The following is a 16,689-nucleotide window of genomic DNA, read 5'->3' on the forward strand; positions in this document are numbered from 1 at the left end:
GCCGGGTACTACCCGGAGACCCGGCTGGACCCGGTGGCCCCAGCGACTTGTTAACTATGTTGCTGCGTCCGTAGCAGCAGGCGGAACCGTTTTCGGCCGCGGATCCGCGGATCCGCGTGGCCTGACCGGGCGACCAGGGGTACTTGCTTTCCGAGTACAGGTATGGGTGACAGGCAAATTCGAGTACTCACTACTGGTGCCCGCGGGCGTGCGAGCTGGTTAATTTGGGGTACCAGGAATCGCTCGTAATTACAGAGGTCTCACTCATGTTGACAGCCGATAATGTGGCCAGCTCGCACGCCAACAGATCCGCCGGAATGACGCGGGGTGCCGCTTGGCCTTTGATCGGTCGAAAGCAGGCGGTCAGTGACATCACCCGGGCCCTGGCGGAGTCCACCGGCGGAGTCCTGGTGACCGGTACGTCGGGCACTGGGAAGACATTCCTGACCACCCACGCGCTGAAACAATTCCGAGACGATTCCCTGGTTGTGGCGCTTCGGTGCAGTGCAGCCCTTTCCCGTTCACCCTACGGCGCACTCAACATGCTGTTGAGCGACCTGGAGCCGGGGTATCTGAACCATCCGGTGCTTGTGCTGTCCGGCCTCATGCGGCTCCTGCGCGAACGGGCCCACGGGAAGACCGTCTACCTCTTTGTCGACAACGCAGGCGAAGCTGATGAGCTGACGGCCGTGACCATCGCACAGCTGGCCCGCAACCGTGCAGTCCGCCTGGTCCTGACGTGTTCCGATCCGCTGCGGCTGTCGGCGGAAATCTCGGGACTGTGCGACGGCGGGTTCCTCACGCGCGTGAACCTCGAGCCGCTGTCCTTCCGCGAGGCCGTCAGCTGGCTCGAAGAGGGCCTCAGCGCCAAGGTTTCGCACTCGGCCGTCCAATCGCTCTGGGCCGCCAGCGACGGCAACCCTCACTACCTCAAGATGCTGGCCATGGAACTTGCCGACTCCGGTTCCCTGGTTGTCCGGGACGGCGTGTGGGTCCTGACGGCGGACCACCATGTCCACGGACGGGCCATCACCGACCTCATCGCCACGCGGCTCGGGCGGATGGGCGAGGCTGACCGGCGGATCCTGGAAATCCTGTCTCTGGCAGAAACGCTGCCTTTGGATACGTTGCTCACGCTCGTGGACGCCGATGACGTTGACGCACTGGAAGAGCGCGGTGTCCTGGCGGTGGAGGACTCCCTGCCCCGCCGCGTCAGGATCCAGAGCCAGTTGGTGGCCGACGTCGTGCGGGAAAACGTGCCGCCGGGCCGGAGCAGCGAACTCCGAGAGATGGTCCTCCTCGCAGCGGCCCCTTCGCTCCGGACGCCTGCCACGGAACTGCCATTCGCGGTCTGGGCCCTTGACTGCGGTGCCTCCCTGTCACAGGAGGAGTCCCTGTCAGCCGCACGCCTTGCCAACAGGCGGCTGGATGCGGCTCTCGCGCTGCGCTTCGCCCGGTCCATCCCCGGCCACGAAGCACTTGCCGCGGCAGTCACAGAGGAAGTGCTGGCGCTGATGACGCTCGGCGAGGTGGATGAGGCATTGGACGTGGTCCGCCGGCATCGTCAGGCGGCGCCGGAGAACGCCGCGCTCGCCGAATGGATCGGTCTGCTGCTGGCCGAAAGTTCGGTGTTCCTGGCCACCCCGGACGCCTGGCAGGAAGCCTCGGGTTCCTTGGCCAAGGCGCGGAAAGTACTTTATGAGGACACCTCCGGTCCGGCGGCCGGAATGCCTGCACCGGAACTCCGGCGCATCCGGGAACAACTGACTCTTGCCGAGGCTGAAGCCGCAAGCTACGCCGGAACCTACCGTGAGATGGCTGCCACCCTCGCAGAGGCCTTGGATAATGTTGAGTTCCACAGCGCGGAGTTCCGGCTCCAGGCAGGCAGCTGGCTGTGTGAAGCGTGGGCAGTGACGGGACGCCAGACGGAAGCCGCCGAGCTCGCCGAGCAATTGAAGCTGCAGTGCTTGCGGCCTGAGATCCCGGTGGCGATCGCGCAGTCGGTGATCTCCCGGCTGCGCTTCGCCTACCTCGTGGCCGGCAGATGGGATGAGGCGGCAGCGGCCCTGCCCACTGAGGACTGGCTCCCGTCATCCGTCATCTACCGGCGGTTTAGCGCGACGGAGGTTCCGGAGGCGATCTGCGCCTGCATGCAGGGGCGTGGACGGGACGGGCTTGACCTGCTTGTTCCGGGGATCAGCCAGTTGCGGATCCAGGACACCGACGGCATCCTGCCCCTCGCCTGCGCTGCGGCTGCCTACGCATCGGCACTGCAGGGCGAGCGCGAACGGGCGCTTGGGTACCTTGCGGAGACGGAGTCCGGTTCCAGGCGGAAAACGTGGAAGGTCTCCCGGGCGGAAGGCTACTTCACGGCACTTGCCCGGGCGGAGCTCGAGGGCTCCCGGACGGGAATTGAACAATTGCTGCGCATGGCGGAGGACGATCGCGGTTCCGGAAACGTCGGGCATGAGCTGCTGTGCCTCAGCTCGGCTGTCCGGCTGGGGGAGGCAGGTGCGGCGCCGCGGCTGTTGGCCAGTGCAGGCGACAGCCAGGGTCCTTTCGCGGAACTGTGCGGGCAATACGCCCGTGGCGTTATTTCAGGCGAAGCCGACGAACTCATGGCGGCTGCGAACCTTGCAGCCAGGATACACAACGACAGGTTTGCCCTGGACATCGCCGAGTCGGTGCTGAACCTCGACCAGGCGCGGATCGAACGGAGCCTTGTCCGGCAGGCCAAGCACCTGGCGGAGACCTGCCGGAGGAGGTTGCGGACCCCGCAGGATGGAACGCACGACCGGCTCACGCTGACGGCCCGCGAACTCCAGATAGCGCAACTCGCCGCCGCCGGCGCGAGCAACAAGAGCATTGCGGCCCAGCTGCACGTTTCGGTGCGGACCGTGGAGGGCCACCTCTACCAGATTTACGGCAAGCTAAAAATCGAAGAGCGCTTGGAGCTTCCGGTGGCCCTTGGAAGTACAGGAGATGACTAGCCATGAGTGACACCACCATCACGGCAGAGCGGCTGATCGGGAGATTCGGCATGGTCGCGTCGGTTGTCGACTGCCTTCTGGACACCAATGGACCCGGGGCGCTGATTCTGGGCGACGCCGGCATTGGCAAGACCGCGCTCACCAACGAAGTCATTTTTGAGCTTGGCAGCCGGATCCGGACGTTTTACGTCTACGCGGGTCCGTCGCTGTCGGAGGTTCCGTACGCAGCCCTGGCGCCCCTGCTGACCGCATTGACACCCGGACAGACCGACCAACCACGGGCCGTGCTCAAGGCGTTGGTCACTGAACTGAATCCGGAGGGACTGAGGGACCAGTCCCAGGCGGTGCTGGTGGTGGAGGACGCCCAGCATCTTGATGACAGCAGCGCAGCAGTCATTGCGCAGTTGGCCGCCGCGGAGGCCGCCCGGGTGGTGCTGCTGTGCAGGCCGCACCCGTCGCCGCCGCCGGAGGTGCTGCAGATGTGGTCCGAAGGCCTGGTGGACCGTTTCGAACTGCAGCCGCTGAACAGCGAGGAATCGGACGAGTTGTGCACGCGGGTGCTCGGCTCCCCGCTGGTGCCCAGCGCCAGCGCCGTCCTGTTCAGGTCATCCGGCGGAAACCCGATGTTCCTGCTGGAACTGATCGCTCATGCCAAGACCCGCGGCCATCTGCTGCAGCGCAATGACACGTGGGTCCTTTTAGGCGAACCGGGGGCAGCCACTGTCCGGCTGATGGACCTGGTCAGGAACCAGATCATGCAGCTGAACCCCCAACAGCGTCAGGCCCTGGAATCAGTGGCGCTGGCCGAGGCCATCCCGCTCAGCGTCCTGCAGCGTGCCAGCGACAGCCACGCCGTCGATGAACTCAAGGAGCTTCAGTTCATCGCGATCTCGGCCGACGCCGCGAGGCATGTCCGCCTGGCCCAGCCTCTGATCGGGGAAGTGATCAGGCAGCTGGTCCCGACAGCACGCAGCGTCACCATCCGACGGCGGATCGTTAACCTTCTGGACTCGAGGCCTGAGACCCTGGACGGCAGGCTCCGGCATGTCACCTGGGCCCTGGAGTCCGGGGCAACGGTCCCTGATGCCGACATCCTTGAGGCCGCCCAGTTGGCGAACCGCCTCTTCATCCCCGACTACGTGGAACGGGTAGTGGGTGCCATCAGGGATCCGTCCCTGAAGCTCGCGGCACAAGTGGAGTTGGCCCGTGCCAAGCTGTATGGCCGCGATCCCATCGGAGCCGGCCTGTGCCTAGAGGGCGTGGTGGAACAAGCCACCGACCTGCGCACGGTCCGGCAGGCGTCGATGCTGGCAGCCCAGCTCGCAGCAGGCAAGCGAAACGGGCCGGAAGCCGTGCTGCGAGCGGCCGATGCGTGGGCAGAGGCTGTCTCCAGACTGGAAGCGGCCGAGCCCGGCTTCGACGCGAAGGAACTGGAGACATCGCGGCTGGGCAGCAGGCTCCTGGCTCTGGAGGGTTACCAGGCTGCAGGCCGCCACGTGGAAGCGGAGCCGGAGCTACAGAAGATCTGGGAGTCCACGGACGACGACGAGTCCCGGCTTCTGGCCGGAACGTTGCTGGCGGAGTCGCTGGCGCTCACGGGACGTGCCGTTTCAGCATTGCAGATAGTGATGGTGGTCGAGGACATCCTTGCCGCCAGTGGGGACCGGCGTCTCGAGTACGCCGAGTTCGTGATGCGGCGCTATCTGCTGGCGTTGCTCCACGCAGGTGAACTCGACGTCCTCGACAAGTACCTGCAGAACCATATTGCCCAGGCGTCGAACTCCCTCATCTACTTTGGCGGGATGCTGCACCTCGCCGCGGGCACCGCGGACCTGCGCCGGGGGACCATCGCGGCCGCCCTCCCGAAACTGAGCCAGGCTGCCGAGGTGCTGCGACTCTCCGACGCCGGCGGCGACCTGCCCGACGCCTTGGCGGCCACCGCATACGCCGCCTCCATCCTCAACCGGACAGAAACGGCCAAAGCGCATGCCGAGGCCTATGACGCACTGCTGCCTGACCACCGCCATGCGTCGCTGCTGGGGCAGGCGTACACTGTTGCGGCGCTCGCTGAACGCATCGGTGTCCCGGCCGCGGTATCCAGGCTCACGGCGCTGGCCGACGCGGCGGCATCCTCCGGATTCCTTAGCTACGAGATGGAGATCCTGTCCCTTGTCCTCCGGTTGGGGGACCTCTCCGTCGTCCCGCGCCTGGCTGCAACCGCGGAGGGCTGTGAGGGACGCAGCGCGGAGTTCCTGGCCGCATACTGCCGTGCCCTCGCTGCCAAGGATGTCAACCGGCTCGTGGAAATGAGCGACGCCGCGGCACGGGACGGTCTGGACCTTTCTGCAGCCGAATGCGCTGCCCATGCCCTGCGGATCCTGGAGACGCGTGGAGACAAGCCACGCCAATTCGAGGCCCAGAAACTGGTCAAACAGCGCAACGCAGCGCTCAACAAAACCGGGGGTTCGGCTACCGAGGTCCCGCCGGACCTCCACAAGCTGACGCGGCGCGAGCAGGAAATTGCCGCCCTTGTCCAGGCCGGGGCCAGCAACCGGGAAATTGCCCTTCGGCTCGGGCTGTCACTCCGGACTGTGGAAGGGCATCTTTACCGGATGTTCGCGAAACTCGGCATTAGTCATCGGGAAGACCTGGCTTTGGTCGCCTACGGCGCCCGCCACGCCGGGCTGCACGGGACAGCCTGACCCGGCGCCGGTTCAGCACCCGTCTCTCCGCACGCACCGGCCGTCAAGCCTCCGGTGGCCCGTGCAATTTTGTCGCGCCCGCTCATCGGACCGCCCCTGCATTCTGGCTGCTCTCATGCGAGTACCGATGCGAGTGGTAGGGGCGGAACGGGCGGGTACCACCCCGTTCCCCTCAGTGATGCACCCGTAAAGACGGGTAGAGCCCACTCGCGCCCCCGCAGGTGGTTGGTTAATACGCTGTAGTTTGTTGGGCCGCAGGCATCTATTGGGGAAAGTAGTGGGTCTTTAAATGCATCAACCAGCTGACACTTGGCTTTCGGAATTTCATGTGGCGATCCACCTGGAACACTCCTCCAGGGCGACCAGCATACCGCCGATCGCGGGCACCCCATTCGAGCCGGCGACGATCCGGGCAGCGTCTCCTGAGACCAGGACCTGCCTGCCTTCGTCGTCGTCGGCTTTCTTACAAACGGGACATATAGGACACCGGGAGGTCGGTTTAGCATGACACCGAACACCAAACTGAAGACCCATAAGGCCGCGCTGACCGGGGCCGAGCTTCCACCGTTGCTGGAGGCTGCCCGGAAGTGGCCGGAAAACGGCTCGCCGGCGCCTGAGCTGGCCGCCGGGACAACTGAAGCTGATTCTTTGGCGAACGACGCAGCCGGCCAGGACCACACGTTCACGTTCGACGTCGCCATCGTCGGACTGGGCTACGTTGGCCTGCCCACCGCGCTTGCCATCAACGCCTCCGGACGGCGCGTCCTGGGACTGGACGTGTCCGAGAACAGGCTCGCCATCATCCGGTCCCGGCAGGCAGACCTGCTGGACTCGGACAAGGTCCGGCTGGGTGAGGCGCTGGAAGATCCCTCGTTCATGATCAGCACGGACCTCTCATTGCTGGCCCGGGCAGCAGCAGTGGTGGTATGCGTCCCCACCCCTGTGGATCCTTACCTGGTGCCCGACCTCGGGATCCTTCGGGCGGCATGCGCCTCCGTGGTCGAATTCGCAGTACCTGGCCAGCTGCTGATGCTGACGTCCACCACCTACGTGGGCTCCACCCGGGACCTGCTGGCAGTGCCGCTGGCCGCCAAGGGTCTGATTCCCGGACGGGATGTGTACGTGGCCTTCTCGCCGGAACGCATCAACCCCGGAGTAGATGCCTTCTCGCATGAGGACGTTCCCCGGGTCGTGGGCGGCGTAACGCCGGCTTGCGGTGAAGCCGCAGAGGCGCTGCTCCAGGCCAGCACCAAGCTGGTGCACGTCGTGCCGTCCGCCGATGTGGCAGAGATGACCAAACTCGTCGAAAACACCTTCCGGGCGGTGAACATCGCCCTGGCCAACGAGTTTGCGGACATCTGCCACGAGCTGGGCATGGAGGTCATGGACGTCATCGATGCTGCCTCGACGAAGCCTTACGGCTTCATGCCCTTCACTCCGGGTCCCGGCGTCGGAGGCCACTGCATTCCCTGCGACCCGCACTACCTGCTGTGGCAGCTGAGGAAAGCCAGGGTTACAGCGCCAGTTATCGAGCACGCCATGGCAGGCATCGCCGGAAGGCCCCACCAGGTAGTGGAAAAGGCCCGCCGCATCCTGTCGGACCGGAACCACGGAATCAAGGGAGCCCGTGTGTTGCTCCTTGGCGTCGCTTACAAACCCGATGTGGAGGACCTCCGCGAGTCGCCGGCCCTGGAAATCATCGCCGCAATGGTGGCCGACGGCGCTGTCGTCGCCTACCACGATCCGTGGTGCCCCACCGCTCCCGACGGCCAGGGAAGTGCCTTGGAGTCTCTGGCGGATCCGTCGGACTGGGACGCCGACCTGGTCATCCTTCACACCAGGCACTCCGAGATGGACATCGACTGGCTGCGCGACGCGCCCGCCGTCCTTGACACCACCTACCGGCTTCCAGCCGGAAGCAACGTCACGCGGTTGTGAGTCAGGGTCCTGATTCCAGGTAGTGATTCCAGCGGCCCCGCTGAGCTCAAAAGAAAGCAGGAGAAGTGAAAACAGCAATCACCGGCGGAGCCGGCTTCATTGGGAGCCATCTCGTGGAGCACCTCCTTGCGGCCGGGGACACCGTCACCGTACTGGATGATCTCTCAACCGGTCGCCTGGAAAACCTGAGGGCTGTCATCGGCCACCGGGATTTCCATTTCGTGGAAGGCAGCATCCTGGACCGCGAGGCCGTGGACAAGGTGGTTGCCGGCGCAGACAGGGTCTTCCACCTGGCGGCCGCCGTCGGCGTAAACCTCATCGTGGAGCACCCACTGGAGAGCCTGCGCACCAACATCCATGGCACGGAAGTGGTCCTGGACGCTGTCCTGGAATCCGGCGCCACGCTGCTCCTCGCGTCCACCAGCGAAATCTATGGGAAAAACACGTCGGACAGCCTCTCGGAGGAGTCCGACCGGATCCTCGGCTCCGCGCTCAAGTCCAGGTGGACCTACGCGGCGGCCAAGGGCATCGACGAGGCATTCGCGCACGCATACTGGCGGCAGTTTGGCCTCCCTGTCGCGATCGTGCGGCTGTTCAATACGGTGGGCCCACGGCAGACGGGCCGTTACGGAATGGTGGTGCCGCGCCTGGTCAAGCAGGCACTCGCAGGAGAACCGTTGACTGTCTACGGCGACGGTCACCAGACACGGTGCTTCTCGTACGTTGGCGACATCGTCCCGGCCATCACCAAAATCTCCGAAGAGAAATCCGCCTACGGCAATGCCTACAACCTGGGCGGCAGCTACGAGATCTCGATCCTGACGCTCGCGCAGCGGATCGTGGAGCTGCTCGGCAGCGAAAGCCCGATCACGCTGGTGCCCTACGAGCAGGCGTATGCCGAGGGATATGAAGACATGCGCCGCCGTGTGCCAAACAACGGTAAGGCGAAGGACCTGGTGGGCTTCGACCCTAAAACAACACTGGACCAGATCATCTTGAACGTGGCGGCCGACCACCGCCCGGTGAAAGCACCCGATCCGCTCGGGTGGAAAGTCACGATGGCGGCCAACTAGCCGTCCGTGAGGTGCCGCGCCGTACGGGGGGCGGCAACCGTCAAAAGTTATGTGCACCTTCGACGAAAGAGTTGAGTTCCATGACGCTTCTGCAACGCTACACTGCGGTCTCGGAGCCCCGACACAGGGCTGAGCGACCTCCCGGCCGGCGCAAGTCACGCTGGCTGGCAGCTTCCACAACGGTGGCCCTGGCCGCCTCCTTGCTGGGGCTCACCGCCCCGGCCGCCAACGCTGTTGGCGAAACTGTCGTGACGCTGACGTTCGACGACGCCAACGCCGACCAGATTGCGGCCGCGGCCAAGATCAATGCGCTGGGGATGCCCGGCACGTTCTTCCTGCCGTCGGGCTACATGAACCGGCCGAACTATATGACCGCCGCGCAGGCCAAGGCCCTGCAGGATGCAGGTAACGAGATCGGCGGCCACAGCGTGACCCACGCTGACCTGGCTGCGGTGGGACCCGATGAGCTGAAGCGGCAGGTCTGCTCCGACCGGGTGACGCTGGCAGGCTACGGACTGGACATCCAGAACTTCGCATATCCCTTCGCGTCGGCCAATGATGCCGCCAAGGCGGCCGTTGCAGCGTGCGGATACAACAGCGCACGCGGTCTGGGCGACATCCGGAGCAAGGTGGCGGGATCCGAGACCTTTCCGTTTGCCGAGAGCCTGACCCCGGGAGATCTTTACTATACCGGCGCGCCGGACCAGCTCGATGAGACCTGGACGTTGGCAGACCTCAAAACCCTGGTCACCCAGGCGAAGGCAAACGGGGGCGGCTGGGTCCAGCTGACCTTCCACCACGTGGGCACCGGCATCGACCCCGTCTCGGGTGTGAAGGATCCCCTGACCATCAGCACGGACGTCTTCAACCAGTTTGCCGACTGGCTGGCAGGTGAGGAAACCTCAACGGCAAACACTGCCACTCCGGTGCAGGTCAAGACCGTCAAGGAAGTCATTGGCGGAACCACCAAGCCGCTGGTGGCGGGCCCGCCGGCTCCGGCACCCCGGACCACCGGCAACCTCATCAAGAATCCAAGCCTTGAGACCCCCGGACTCAACGGGTCGCTGCTTCCGCGTTGCTGGCAGGGTGGCGGTTACGGAACCAACACCCGCACGTTCTCCAACGTTTCACCCGGCCACGGCGGCACAGCCACGGCTGCACAGCAGCTTGTGGTCTCGGGGTACGCCACCGGAGACGGTAAGCTGCTGCCTCAGCTGGACACAGGGGAGTGCGCTCCCAGCGCGATTCCCGGACACACCTACGTGGCCAAGGCCTGGTACAAGGCAGTGGGCGGTGTGACGCAATTCGACGCCCACTACCGCACGTCCCAGGGTGCCTGGGTCTATTGGACTTCGAGTCCCTGGTTTGCCGCGTCCGACACGTGGGTCCAGGCCTCGTGGGAGAGTCCGGCTGTTCCAGCGGATGCCACGGCCATCAGCATCGGTCTGAATCTCTTTGCCAACGGCACCCTGACCACCGATGACTATGAGCTGTATGACAAAGCAGGCGTCAAGACGTTCACGGACATTCCTTCGACGTTCCTCTTCTACAACGAGATCAGCTGGATGGCGAACAACCTGATCACCACGGGTTACGCCGATGGAACATTCAAGCCGGGGCAGACCTTGGACCGCGGAATGATGGCGGCTTTCCTTTACCGCTTTGCGGGAAGCCCGGCCATACCGGCCGGTCCGCAAAGGTTCCCGGATGTTCCAACTACCCATGATTTCTACAATGAGATCCAGTGGCTTGCCTCGCAGAACATCACCAGGGGGTTTGCCGACGGCGGGTACCATCCCTACGAGCAAGTCAACCGTGACCAGATGGCGGCGTTCATGTACCGAATGAACGGCAGCCCGGCGGTCCCGGCAACGGCCCCTGTGTTCCCCGACGTCGGACCCGGTAACGGCTTCTACAACGAGGTGCGATGGCTGGCTGCCATGGGAATTACCTTCGGCTTTGCCGACGGAACCTTCAGGCCCGGCGCATCCATAAACCGCGACCAGGTGGCGGCCTTTATCTACCGCTATAACCTGAACTTCCCCAAGGGCATGTAAGGCGCCCGGGTAGGTCCCAGCACGGCCGGGGCGGCCGCGCAGTCGGAGGAATCTCCTACGCGCGGCCGCCCTCGCCGCTGTTCAGTCCAGTACAGTCCGCAACACTGAAAATTCATCGGTTCGGGGGGATCAAGTGAGGGACCCAGGCTTCAAGCGCCGCCGCCGCTTACGCGGCCTCCTGGCGGCCGTCCTGCTGCTGGCAATGATGGCCACGGCCTGCACGCCCCAGGAACCGAAGCCAAGATCACAGGGGAAGTACCCCTGGCACACTGATATTGTGGCCACCACCTTCTGGGTGGGCGAAGTCTTTGACCCCAACGCCTCCGATGGCAGCCAGGTCTTCTCCACCTATGACTCGAAGTGGATGGAGAGCTACGGCGGCTGTGACGGCCGGCTCACGTCGGACGGCTGTGAGACTGAACCCCGGTCAAGTTCCAACGGCTACGCTCCCGCCAGCATGAAGCCCAAGGAGAACCCCTTCTACCTTGACCTGCCGTACGACGACATTAACAATGCCGCTGCCTTCCGTGAACGTGCCACAGTCATTCCCTGGGCCAACGACGAAGGATACAAAGGCCAGGCCACCAACCGCTCCTTCAGTTACATGAAGAACCGCTGGGTGAAGATCCGCAAGGACGGCAGGGAATGCTACGGCCAGATCCAGGATGCGGGCCCGGGGGAGTACCAGGACAAAGAGTACGTCTTTGGCGCAAACGATGCGCGGCCTGCCAACAGGAAATTCAACGGCGCAGGAATGGACGTTTCGCCCGCCCTCAACGGCTGCCTCGGTTTCAGCGCCCTGAACGGACAAGCGGACAAGGTCGATTGGCAATTCGTGGACCGGCAGGATGTTCCGCCGGGCCCATGGCTGAACCTGGTCACTACTCGCCAGGTGAGGTAGCAGCCAGCGGTCAGCCCATCCTGCCCGGAAGTCCGGATCCCAGGAGATCGGAGAACCTCGTAGTTCCCTGGTCCACGCCGCTGCAGGTGAAGGTGGCGCCTTCCTCCTGCTCACCGGATGCGCAGGGAGCGTCGCGGTTGAGCGACCACATTGAGAGGCGTTGGACCTCCAACTCCACCGCGTAGTCCTTCAGGGCACGGGCCGCGTCCAGTTCGAAGATCTCGCCCGGCAAATCGTTGCGGCCGATCATGGGCGTTAACCCGATTTTCTTCCAGGTCTGTTCGCGGCTGAGGTTGATGCCGGCGCGCTGGTACACGATGCCCAGCTGGTCATGCGTTGCGTCCGCCGCGGCCTTGGCGGCCTCCAGCATGCTTTGGGAACTCCCGCGGCTGGCCCCGTAGTTCATGGTCATGATGTTGACGCCGGCCAGCTGGACGCCCGCCTGGAGCATCTGCTCCACTGCCGCTATGCCGGCGTCGGTCAGGCCGCGGGGAGAAGCCGGAAGCGTTAACCAGACAGCGAGCTCTTTTCCGGAAGAATTCCGGTCACCCTGCAAGGCGGCCACTGCCCGTGCCCTGCGCTCGCCGCCGGCCTGGTCTATGAGGTCAGCGCCCTCAAGATCGAAATCGACGAATGCCGGCTCATAGCGTTCGACCACATCCCTGTACGCAGTGCGGAGCTTCGCTTCATCCCGGCACGTGGTGGCCAGTTCACTGTTCCGGGCGCCGCCAAAGGACACGGCGGCGGACCCTCCCCGGGAACGGAGATCCGAGATCCGCTTCTCCAGGCCCAAGGCGCTGTTTGCCTCGTCAAGGCCGTAGGCTGCGCCCCAGCTGGCCACGCAGAGGTCCTCTGGGGATGCGACGAGGAATGCCAGCACCACATCCCTGGTGCCGTCCGTCGCGGCCTCTTCGAAGTCATAGGGCGGAGAAACAGTGACGTCCACGTAGCCGGCAAACCAGGTGGGTTGCGCTGCCCCCGTGGCCAGTCCGGACCGCCAGGCCCAGAAAAAAATGACGACGGCCAGGATGACGGCCACGGTCAGCCCGGTCATCAAGGGCGACGAAGGCCAGCGCAGCTGCAATCCGGAACGGGTGAACCGCTGGGCCAACCGCTGGGCGGTCGCGCGATGGACGGGGGACCCGTCGGCTAGCCCCGGTGGGGCAGGGTCCGTTTCCGCCGTGGCGCCCGGATCCGAGCCGCGGTTTATGGCTGTCATCTGGACCCCACGCCCCCCTCTGGTTTACTTAGACACCATTTCACCACGGCAGCCCTGCTGGTGGCCTCTACGGGCCGGCCCCTCCGGGTGTATTCGAGTGGGCAACGAGTAGCGAATCGCGTAGTGGGCGAGTGGCGCCAGGACCGCCCGTCAGCTGCGGCAATGAAAGACGGGTAGGCACCACTCGTGCCGCCGGACTTCCCTCTTAATAGGCTTTGGATGTCGGATAGATTCAGAGTTCCGGGGGAGAAACGGGTCTCGAAATGGGAATGGACGCAACGTTGCGGGCGAAAGCGCGCAGCCAGGCCCCTGAACGGCGTTTCGTGACGGCCACGGCGGCAGGAATGCCGGGGGCAACTAAACCCGCCGTTGACTTCCCTCCCTATTCTGCCGATGCAGCTGCCTCAAGGCAGCCAGCCCTGGTGCACAAGCCCGGGGCCCGTGAACGGGGGTCGGTGGCGAACAAGCCTTTGAGACCAAGGCTTCCCCCCAGTCGTCACCGACCCCTTCAAAGGGTCATTTCATGAAGTACTGCGGCCTGGGGATCCTCTTGCGGCCGGGCGATACGGATGTAAGAGGGGATATCTGTCATGAGCCAGAGGCATGAACTGCCGGGGGAACAGGCCGTTCCGCCCGGAGCCGGGGTGACGAAGCAACGAAAACGGACCACGCTCTGGGCTGTCTCGTGGCTGGCCGGGCTTGCGCTCCTGACAGGGTCCGCCGCCTTCGCCCCGGGCGGCGGGACGCCGCCGGCCGGAAACGCGCCGGGGCCACTGAAAAATTTTGCGGCACCGGTGGACACCAGCCTGGCGCTGACCACCGTAACACTGACGTTCGACGGCGGTCGGGCAAGCCAGATGTCAGCCGCCCAGACCCTGCGACGCCACGGTTTGCGCGGGACGTTCTTCGTCAACTCGGGATTCATGGGGGCAAAGGACCACATGACTGTGGAGGACCTGCACACTCTGGCCGCCGACGGCAACGAGATCGGCGGCCACACGGCAACCCTTGCCGACCTGACGGCACTCGAACCTGATGAAGCCACCCGGCAGGTCTGCAATGACCGGACCAACCTCAGTGACTGGGGGTTCAAGGTCACATCCTTTGCCTATCCGTTTGCCGCAACGTCGCCGGAAGCCAGGAACATGGTGGCCGGCTGCGGCTACAACAGCGCACGCAGCCAGGGCGAACTCCGCAGCCGGCTGGGTTGCGCTGATTGCGCTGTGTCTGAAACGGTGCGGCCGGCCGATCCATTCAGCACGAAGTCGACGCCGGAGGTCGGCGCTGCCTGGACCCTTGCAGACCTGCAGCAGTCAGTGATGCAAGCTGAAACCACTGGAGGCTGGTTGCAGCTGGGCTTCTACGACATCGATGACAGCGGCAGTCCGCGGTCCGTGGCACCGGCGCTTTTCAACGACTTCGTCGCCTGGCTGGTGACGCGCACGGACGAGGGGACCACCGCGATCCGTACAGTGCACGATGTCATTGGTGGCGGAGCCAAGCCGGCAGTTCCGGGACCGTCTGCCCCGCCGGCACCGCCGGGCACCAATGCGCTCCGCAACCCCGGGCTGGAAACGCCCGGCAAATACGGTCTCCCTGAATGCTGGCAAGTTTCCTCCTACGGCGAGAATTCGCACGTCCTCAGCACGCTGACTCCGGGCCGCACCGGCGCTATCGCCCGGCGGCTGGACGTCACCGGTTACGCTTCCGGCGACGCGAAGCTGCTGCCTGTCCTGGACCTGGGGGCATGTGCGCCGAGCGTTGTCCCCGGCCACAGTTACACGCTGCGGGCGTGGTACACGTCCACGGCATCCACGCAGTTCGAGTTGTACTACCGCAACAAGGTTGGCACCTGGACCTATTGGACAGCTAGCCCTTGGTTTCCCGCCAGCGCTGCCTACCGGCAGGCTGAGTGGACTGCACCGCCGGTGCCGGCAGACGCCGTCGGCATCAGTTTTGGTTTGAATCTGTTTAGCGACGGGGAGCTGACAACAGATGACTACGAGATGTTCGATACGGGGGCGCCGCCGGCGCCGTAGGCCCCGCCCGTTGCCAGCGCAGACGCTCCACGGGCTCGAAAACCAGAATCGAGTCGATTCCCATGAGGTTGGAAACTTCCGGGCGATTAGCAAGTCATAGTAGTGCGGACCAAAAAAGCGGCCGTGATATTAGCGGCGACAACCTAATGCATCCGCGGTTAGTGGCCTTGCCATCGGCTGGCACTGCCCGGCGCGCGCGTAATGAGCCGTCCAACGTGTCCAGCTTGTTCAGTAACGGCACGCTCGTCACGGATGACTATGCCATGTACGACACGATTGGAGCGCCGTCGCTGTGATAGCCGTTTACATCGTCCTTGTCCTCGGAGTCAGCACCATCTTCTGGTCGTTCGTTGGCCTGTTGCGTCTTGCCAACGAGCAGTACGTCCGGCGGGTCACGCTGGGACCGCCGCTGAGCGGCCGGATGCTGCGGTTTCTCCAGCGCATGCCGCTGGCCAGCCGGGTGGGCTCAGGCGCCCATGGCGCCCACACGCTGCCAGCGCCACGGGCGCACCGGGGGATGATCCAGCGGGAGCACGGCCGCCACCGGGTCAGGGGCCCGAGGATATTGCCGGCAAATGTTGCCGTGCTCATTGCAGCCCACAACGAAGCCCTCGTCATCAGGGAGACCCTCCGGGCAGCATCCGCACTGGTGCCGCTCAGGAACATCCACGTGATCTCGGACATGTCCACGGACGACACATCGGCCATAGCCCGCGCGTGCGGAGTCAAAGTGCTCGATCTGGAAGCGAACAGGGGAAAGGCGGGGGCACTGGCCGCCGGGATCGCCCATTTCGAGCTGTGCCGGAAGTTCAAAGTGGTGCTTCTGCTGGACGCGGACACCCGGCCAACACCGGACTACCTGGAGACCGGGTTGCCGCTCTTCCAGGATCCTTCGGTGGTTGCCGTGGCCGGACGGGCAAAGTCCATCATGACCCCGCCTGCACCCACGGCACTTGGCCGTTTCCTGGTGGCCTACCGGGAACGGCTGTACATCGTGGTGCAGTTGCTGCTCAAGTACGGCCAGGCGGCAAGGGGCGCAAACGTCGTGTCGATCGTGCCGGGCTTTGCCAGCATGTACCGGACAAGCGCCCTCGCGAAGATCAAGGTGCTGGCACCGGGACTGGTCATCGAGGACTTCAACATGACCTTTGAGATCCATGCCAAGAAACTGGGGCGGATAGCCTTCCACCCGTCCGCGGCCGTGGCGTACACACAGGATCCGGACAACCTGCAGGACTACACCAGGCAGGTCAGGCGGTGGCTCCTCGGCTTCTGGCAGACGGTCCGGCGGCATCGCCTGCAGGCCGGAAAGTTCTGGTTCGTGCTGGTCCTGTATATCATCGAACTGGTCCTGAGCTGCATGTTCTTCGTGTTGTTGATTCCAGTCTTCCTCCTCTCGCTGGTGGCATCGATGCAACTCCAGGCGTTCGGGGCCAACGGCGAATCCTTCCTTTACCTGTCCGGGCTCCTGCGTCCGCAGGACGTCTTCCTGGGTGTCCTCATTCCTGACCTCGCGCTCACGGTAGTCGCGGCCATTGCCCTCCGCCGGCCGGGAATCCTGCTCATGGCGCCGTTCTTTCCGCTGATGCGGATCCTCGACTCCGTGATCTGCCTGATGGTTCTGCCCAGGGCATTCTCCGCAGCCTCATCGGGTGTGTGGGTCAGCCCGGTGCGGCGCGTCCAGGGCGAGGCGCTCGAGTTGGAAGAAGCCACCGCGGGCGCCGGCATCACCCGGTAGCACACAAGGACAGAAAAACGCCCCTGGTGCTA

9 protein-coding genes are annotated in these 16,689 nt (G+C 64.6%); 8 read left to right on the forward strand and 1 reads right to left on the reverse strand.

Annotated elements, in window-relative coordinates:
- Positions 1–341: 341 nt before the first annotated feature.
- From Q8Z05_RS13975 to Q8Z05_RS14000, 6 genes are all read left to right on the forward strand, one after another.
- The gene (locus Q8Z05_RS13975; RefSeq protein ID WP_305940216.1) at positions 342–2,990 is read left to right on the forward strand and encodes a LuxR family transcriptional regulator; all 2,649 of its coding nucleotides are present in this window, start codon (positions 342–344) and stop codon (positions 2,988–2,990) included.
- Positions 2,991–2,992: 2 nt separating this feature from the next.
- Entirely contained in the window at positions 2,993–5,692 is a 2,700-nt protein-coding gene (locus tag Q8Z05_RS13980; protein ID WP_305940217.1) for a helix-turn-helix transcriptional regulator, read from the forward strand.
- Positions 5,693–6,196: 504 nt separating this feature from the next.
- On the forward strand, positions 6,197–7,630 hold the full coding sequence (locus Q8Z05_RS13985) for a nucleotide sugar dehydrogenase (protein WP_305940218.1): 1,434 nt from the start codon (positions 6,197–6,199) through the stop codon (positions 7,628–7,630).
- A 65-nt stretch (positions 7,631–7,695) separates the two neighbouring features.
- Entirely contained in the window at positions 7,696–8,703 is a 1,008-nt protein-coding gene (locus Q8Z05_RS13990; protein WP_305940219.1) for a dTDP-glucose 4,6-dehydratase, read from the forward strand.
- Between the two features lie 80 nt (positions 8,704–8,783).
- Complete coding sequence (locus Q8Z05_RS13995) at positions 8,784–10,760, forward strand: S-layer homology domain-containing protein (RefSeq protein WP_305940220.1); 1,977 nt, start codon at positions 8,784–8,786, stop codon at positions 10,758–10,760.
- Positions 10,761–10,893: 133 nt separating this feature from the next.
- Positions 10,894–11,661 (forward strand): hypothetical protein, encoded by a 768-nt coding sequence (locus Q8Z05_RS14000; protein WP_305940221.1) that lies wholly within the window; start codon positions 10,894–10,896, stop codon positions 11,659–11,661.
- 10 nt (positions 11,662–11,671) lie between these two features.
- Here Q8Z05_RS14000 and Q8Z05_RS14005 read toward each other — a convergent pair whose 3' ends face one another.
- Positions 11,672–12,880 carry a chitinase gene (locus Q8Z05_RS14005; RefSeq protein ID WP_305940222.1) on the reverse strand — a complete coding sequence of 403 codons (1,209 nt, stop codon included), beginning with the start codon at positions 12,878–12,880 and terminating at the stop codon, positions 11,672–11,674.
- Positions 12,881–13,470: 590 nt separating this feature from the next.
- On the opposite strand from Q8Z05_RS14005, the gene Q8Z05_RS14010 reads away from it, so the two are divergent.
- Both Q8Z05_RS14010 and Q8Z05_RS14015 read left to right on the forward strand, forming a co-directional pair.
- Positions 13,471–14,919 (forward strand): polysaccharide deacetylase family protein, encoded by a 1,449-nt coding sequence (locus tag Q8Z05_RS14010; RefSeq protein WP_305940223.1) that lies wholly within the window; start codon positions 13,471–13,473, stop codon positions 14,917–14,919.
- A gap of 292 nt (positions 14,920–15,211) precedes the next feature.
- Positions 15,212–16,657: a glycosyltransferase family 2 protein gene (locus Q8Z05_RS14015; protein ID WP_305940224.1), complete on the forward strand. Its 1,446-nt coding sequence runs from the start codon at positions 15,212–15,214 to the stop codon at positions 16,655–16,657.
- Positions 16,658–16,689 lie beyond the last annotated feature (32 nt).

The sequence above is a fragment of the Arthrobacter oryzae genome, assembly GCF_030718995.1.
GTDB lineage: Bacteria > Actinomycetota > Actinomycetes > Actinomycetales > Micrococcaceae > Arthrobacter > Arthrobacter oryzae_C.

Coding starts and splice junctions, on each gene's coding strand:
- Q8Z05_RS14010 (WP_305940223.1), top strand. CDS start 13,471: ATGAGCCAGAGGCATGAACTGCCGGGGGAACAGGCCGTTCCGCCCGGA.
- Q8Z05_RS13985 (WP_305940218.1), top strand. CDS start 6,197: ATGACACCGAACACCAAACTGAAGACCCATAAGGCCGCGCTGACCGGG.
- Q8Z05_RS14005 (WP_305940222.1), bottom strand. CDS start 12,880: ATGACAGCCATAAACCGCGGCTCGGATCCGGGCGCCACGGCGGAAACG.
- Q8Z05_RS13980 (WP_305940217.1), top strand. CDS start 2,993: ATGAGTGACACCACCATCACGGCAGAGCGGCTGATCGGGAGATTCGGC.
- Q8Z05_RS13995 (WP_305940220.1), top strand. CDS start 8,784: ATGACGCTTCTGCAACGCTACACTGCGGTCTCGGAGCCCCGACACAGG.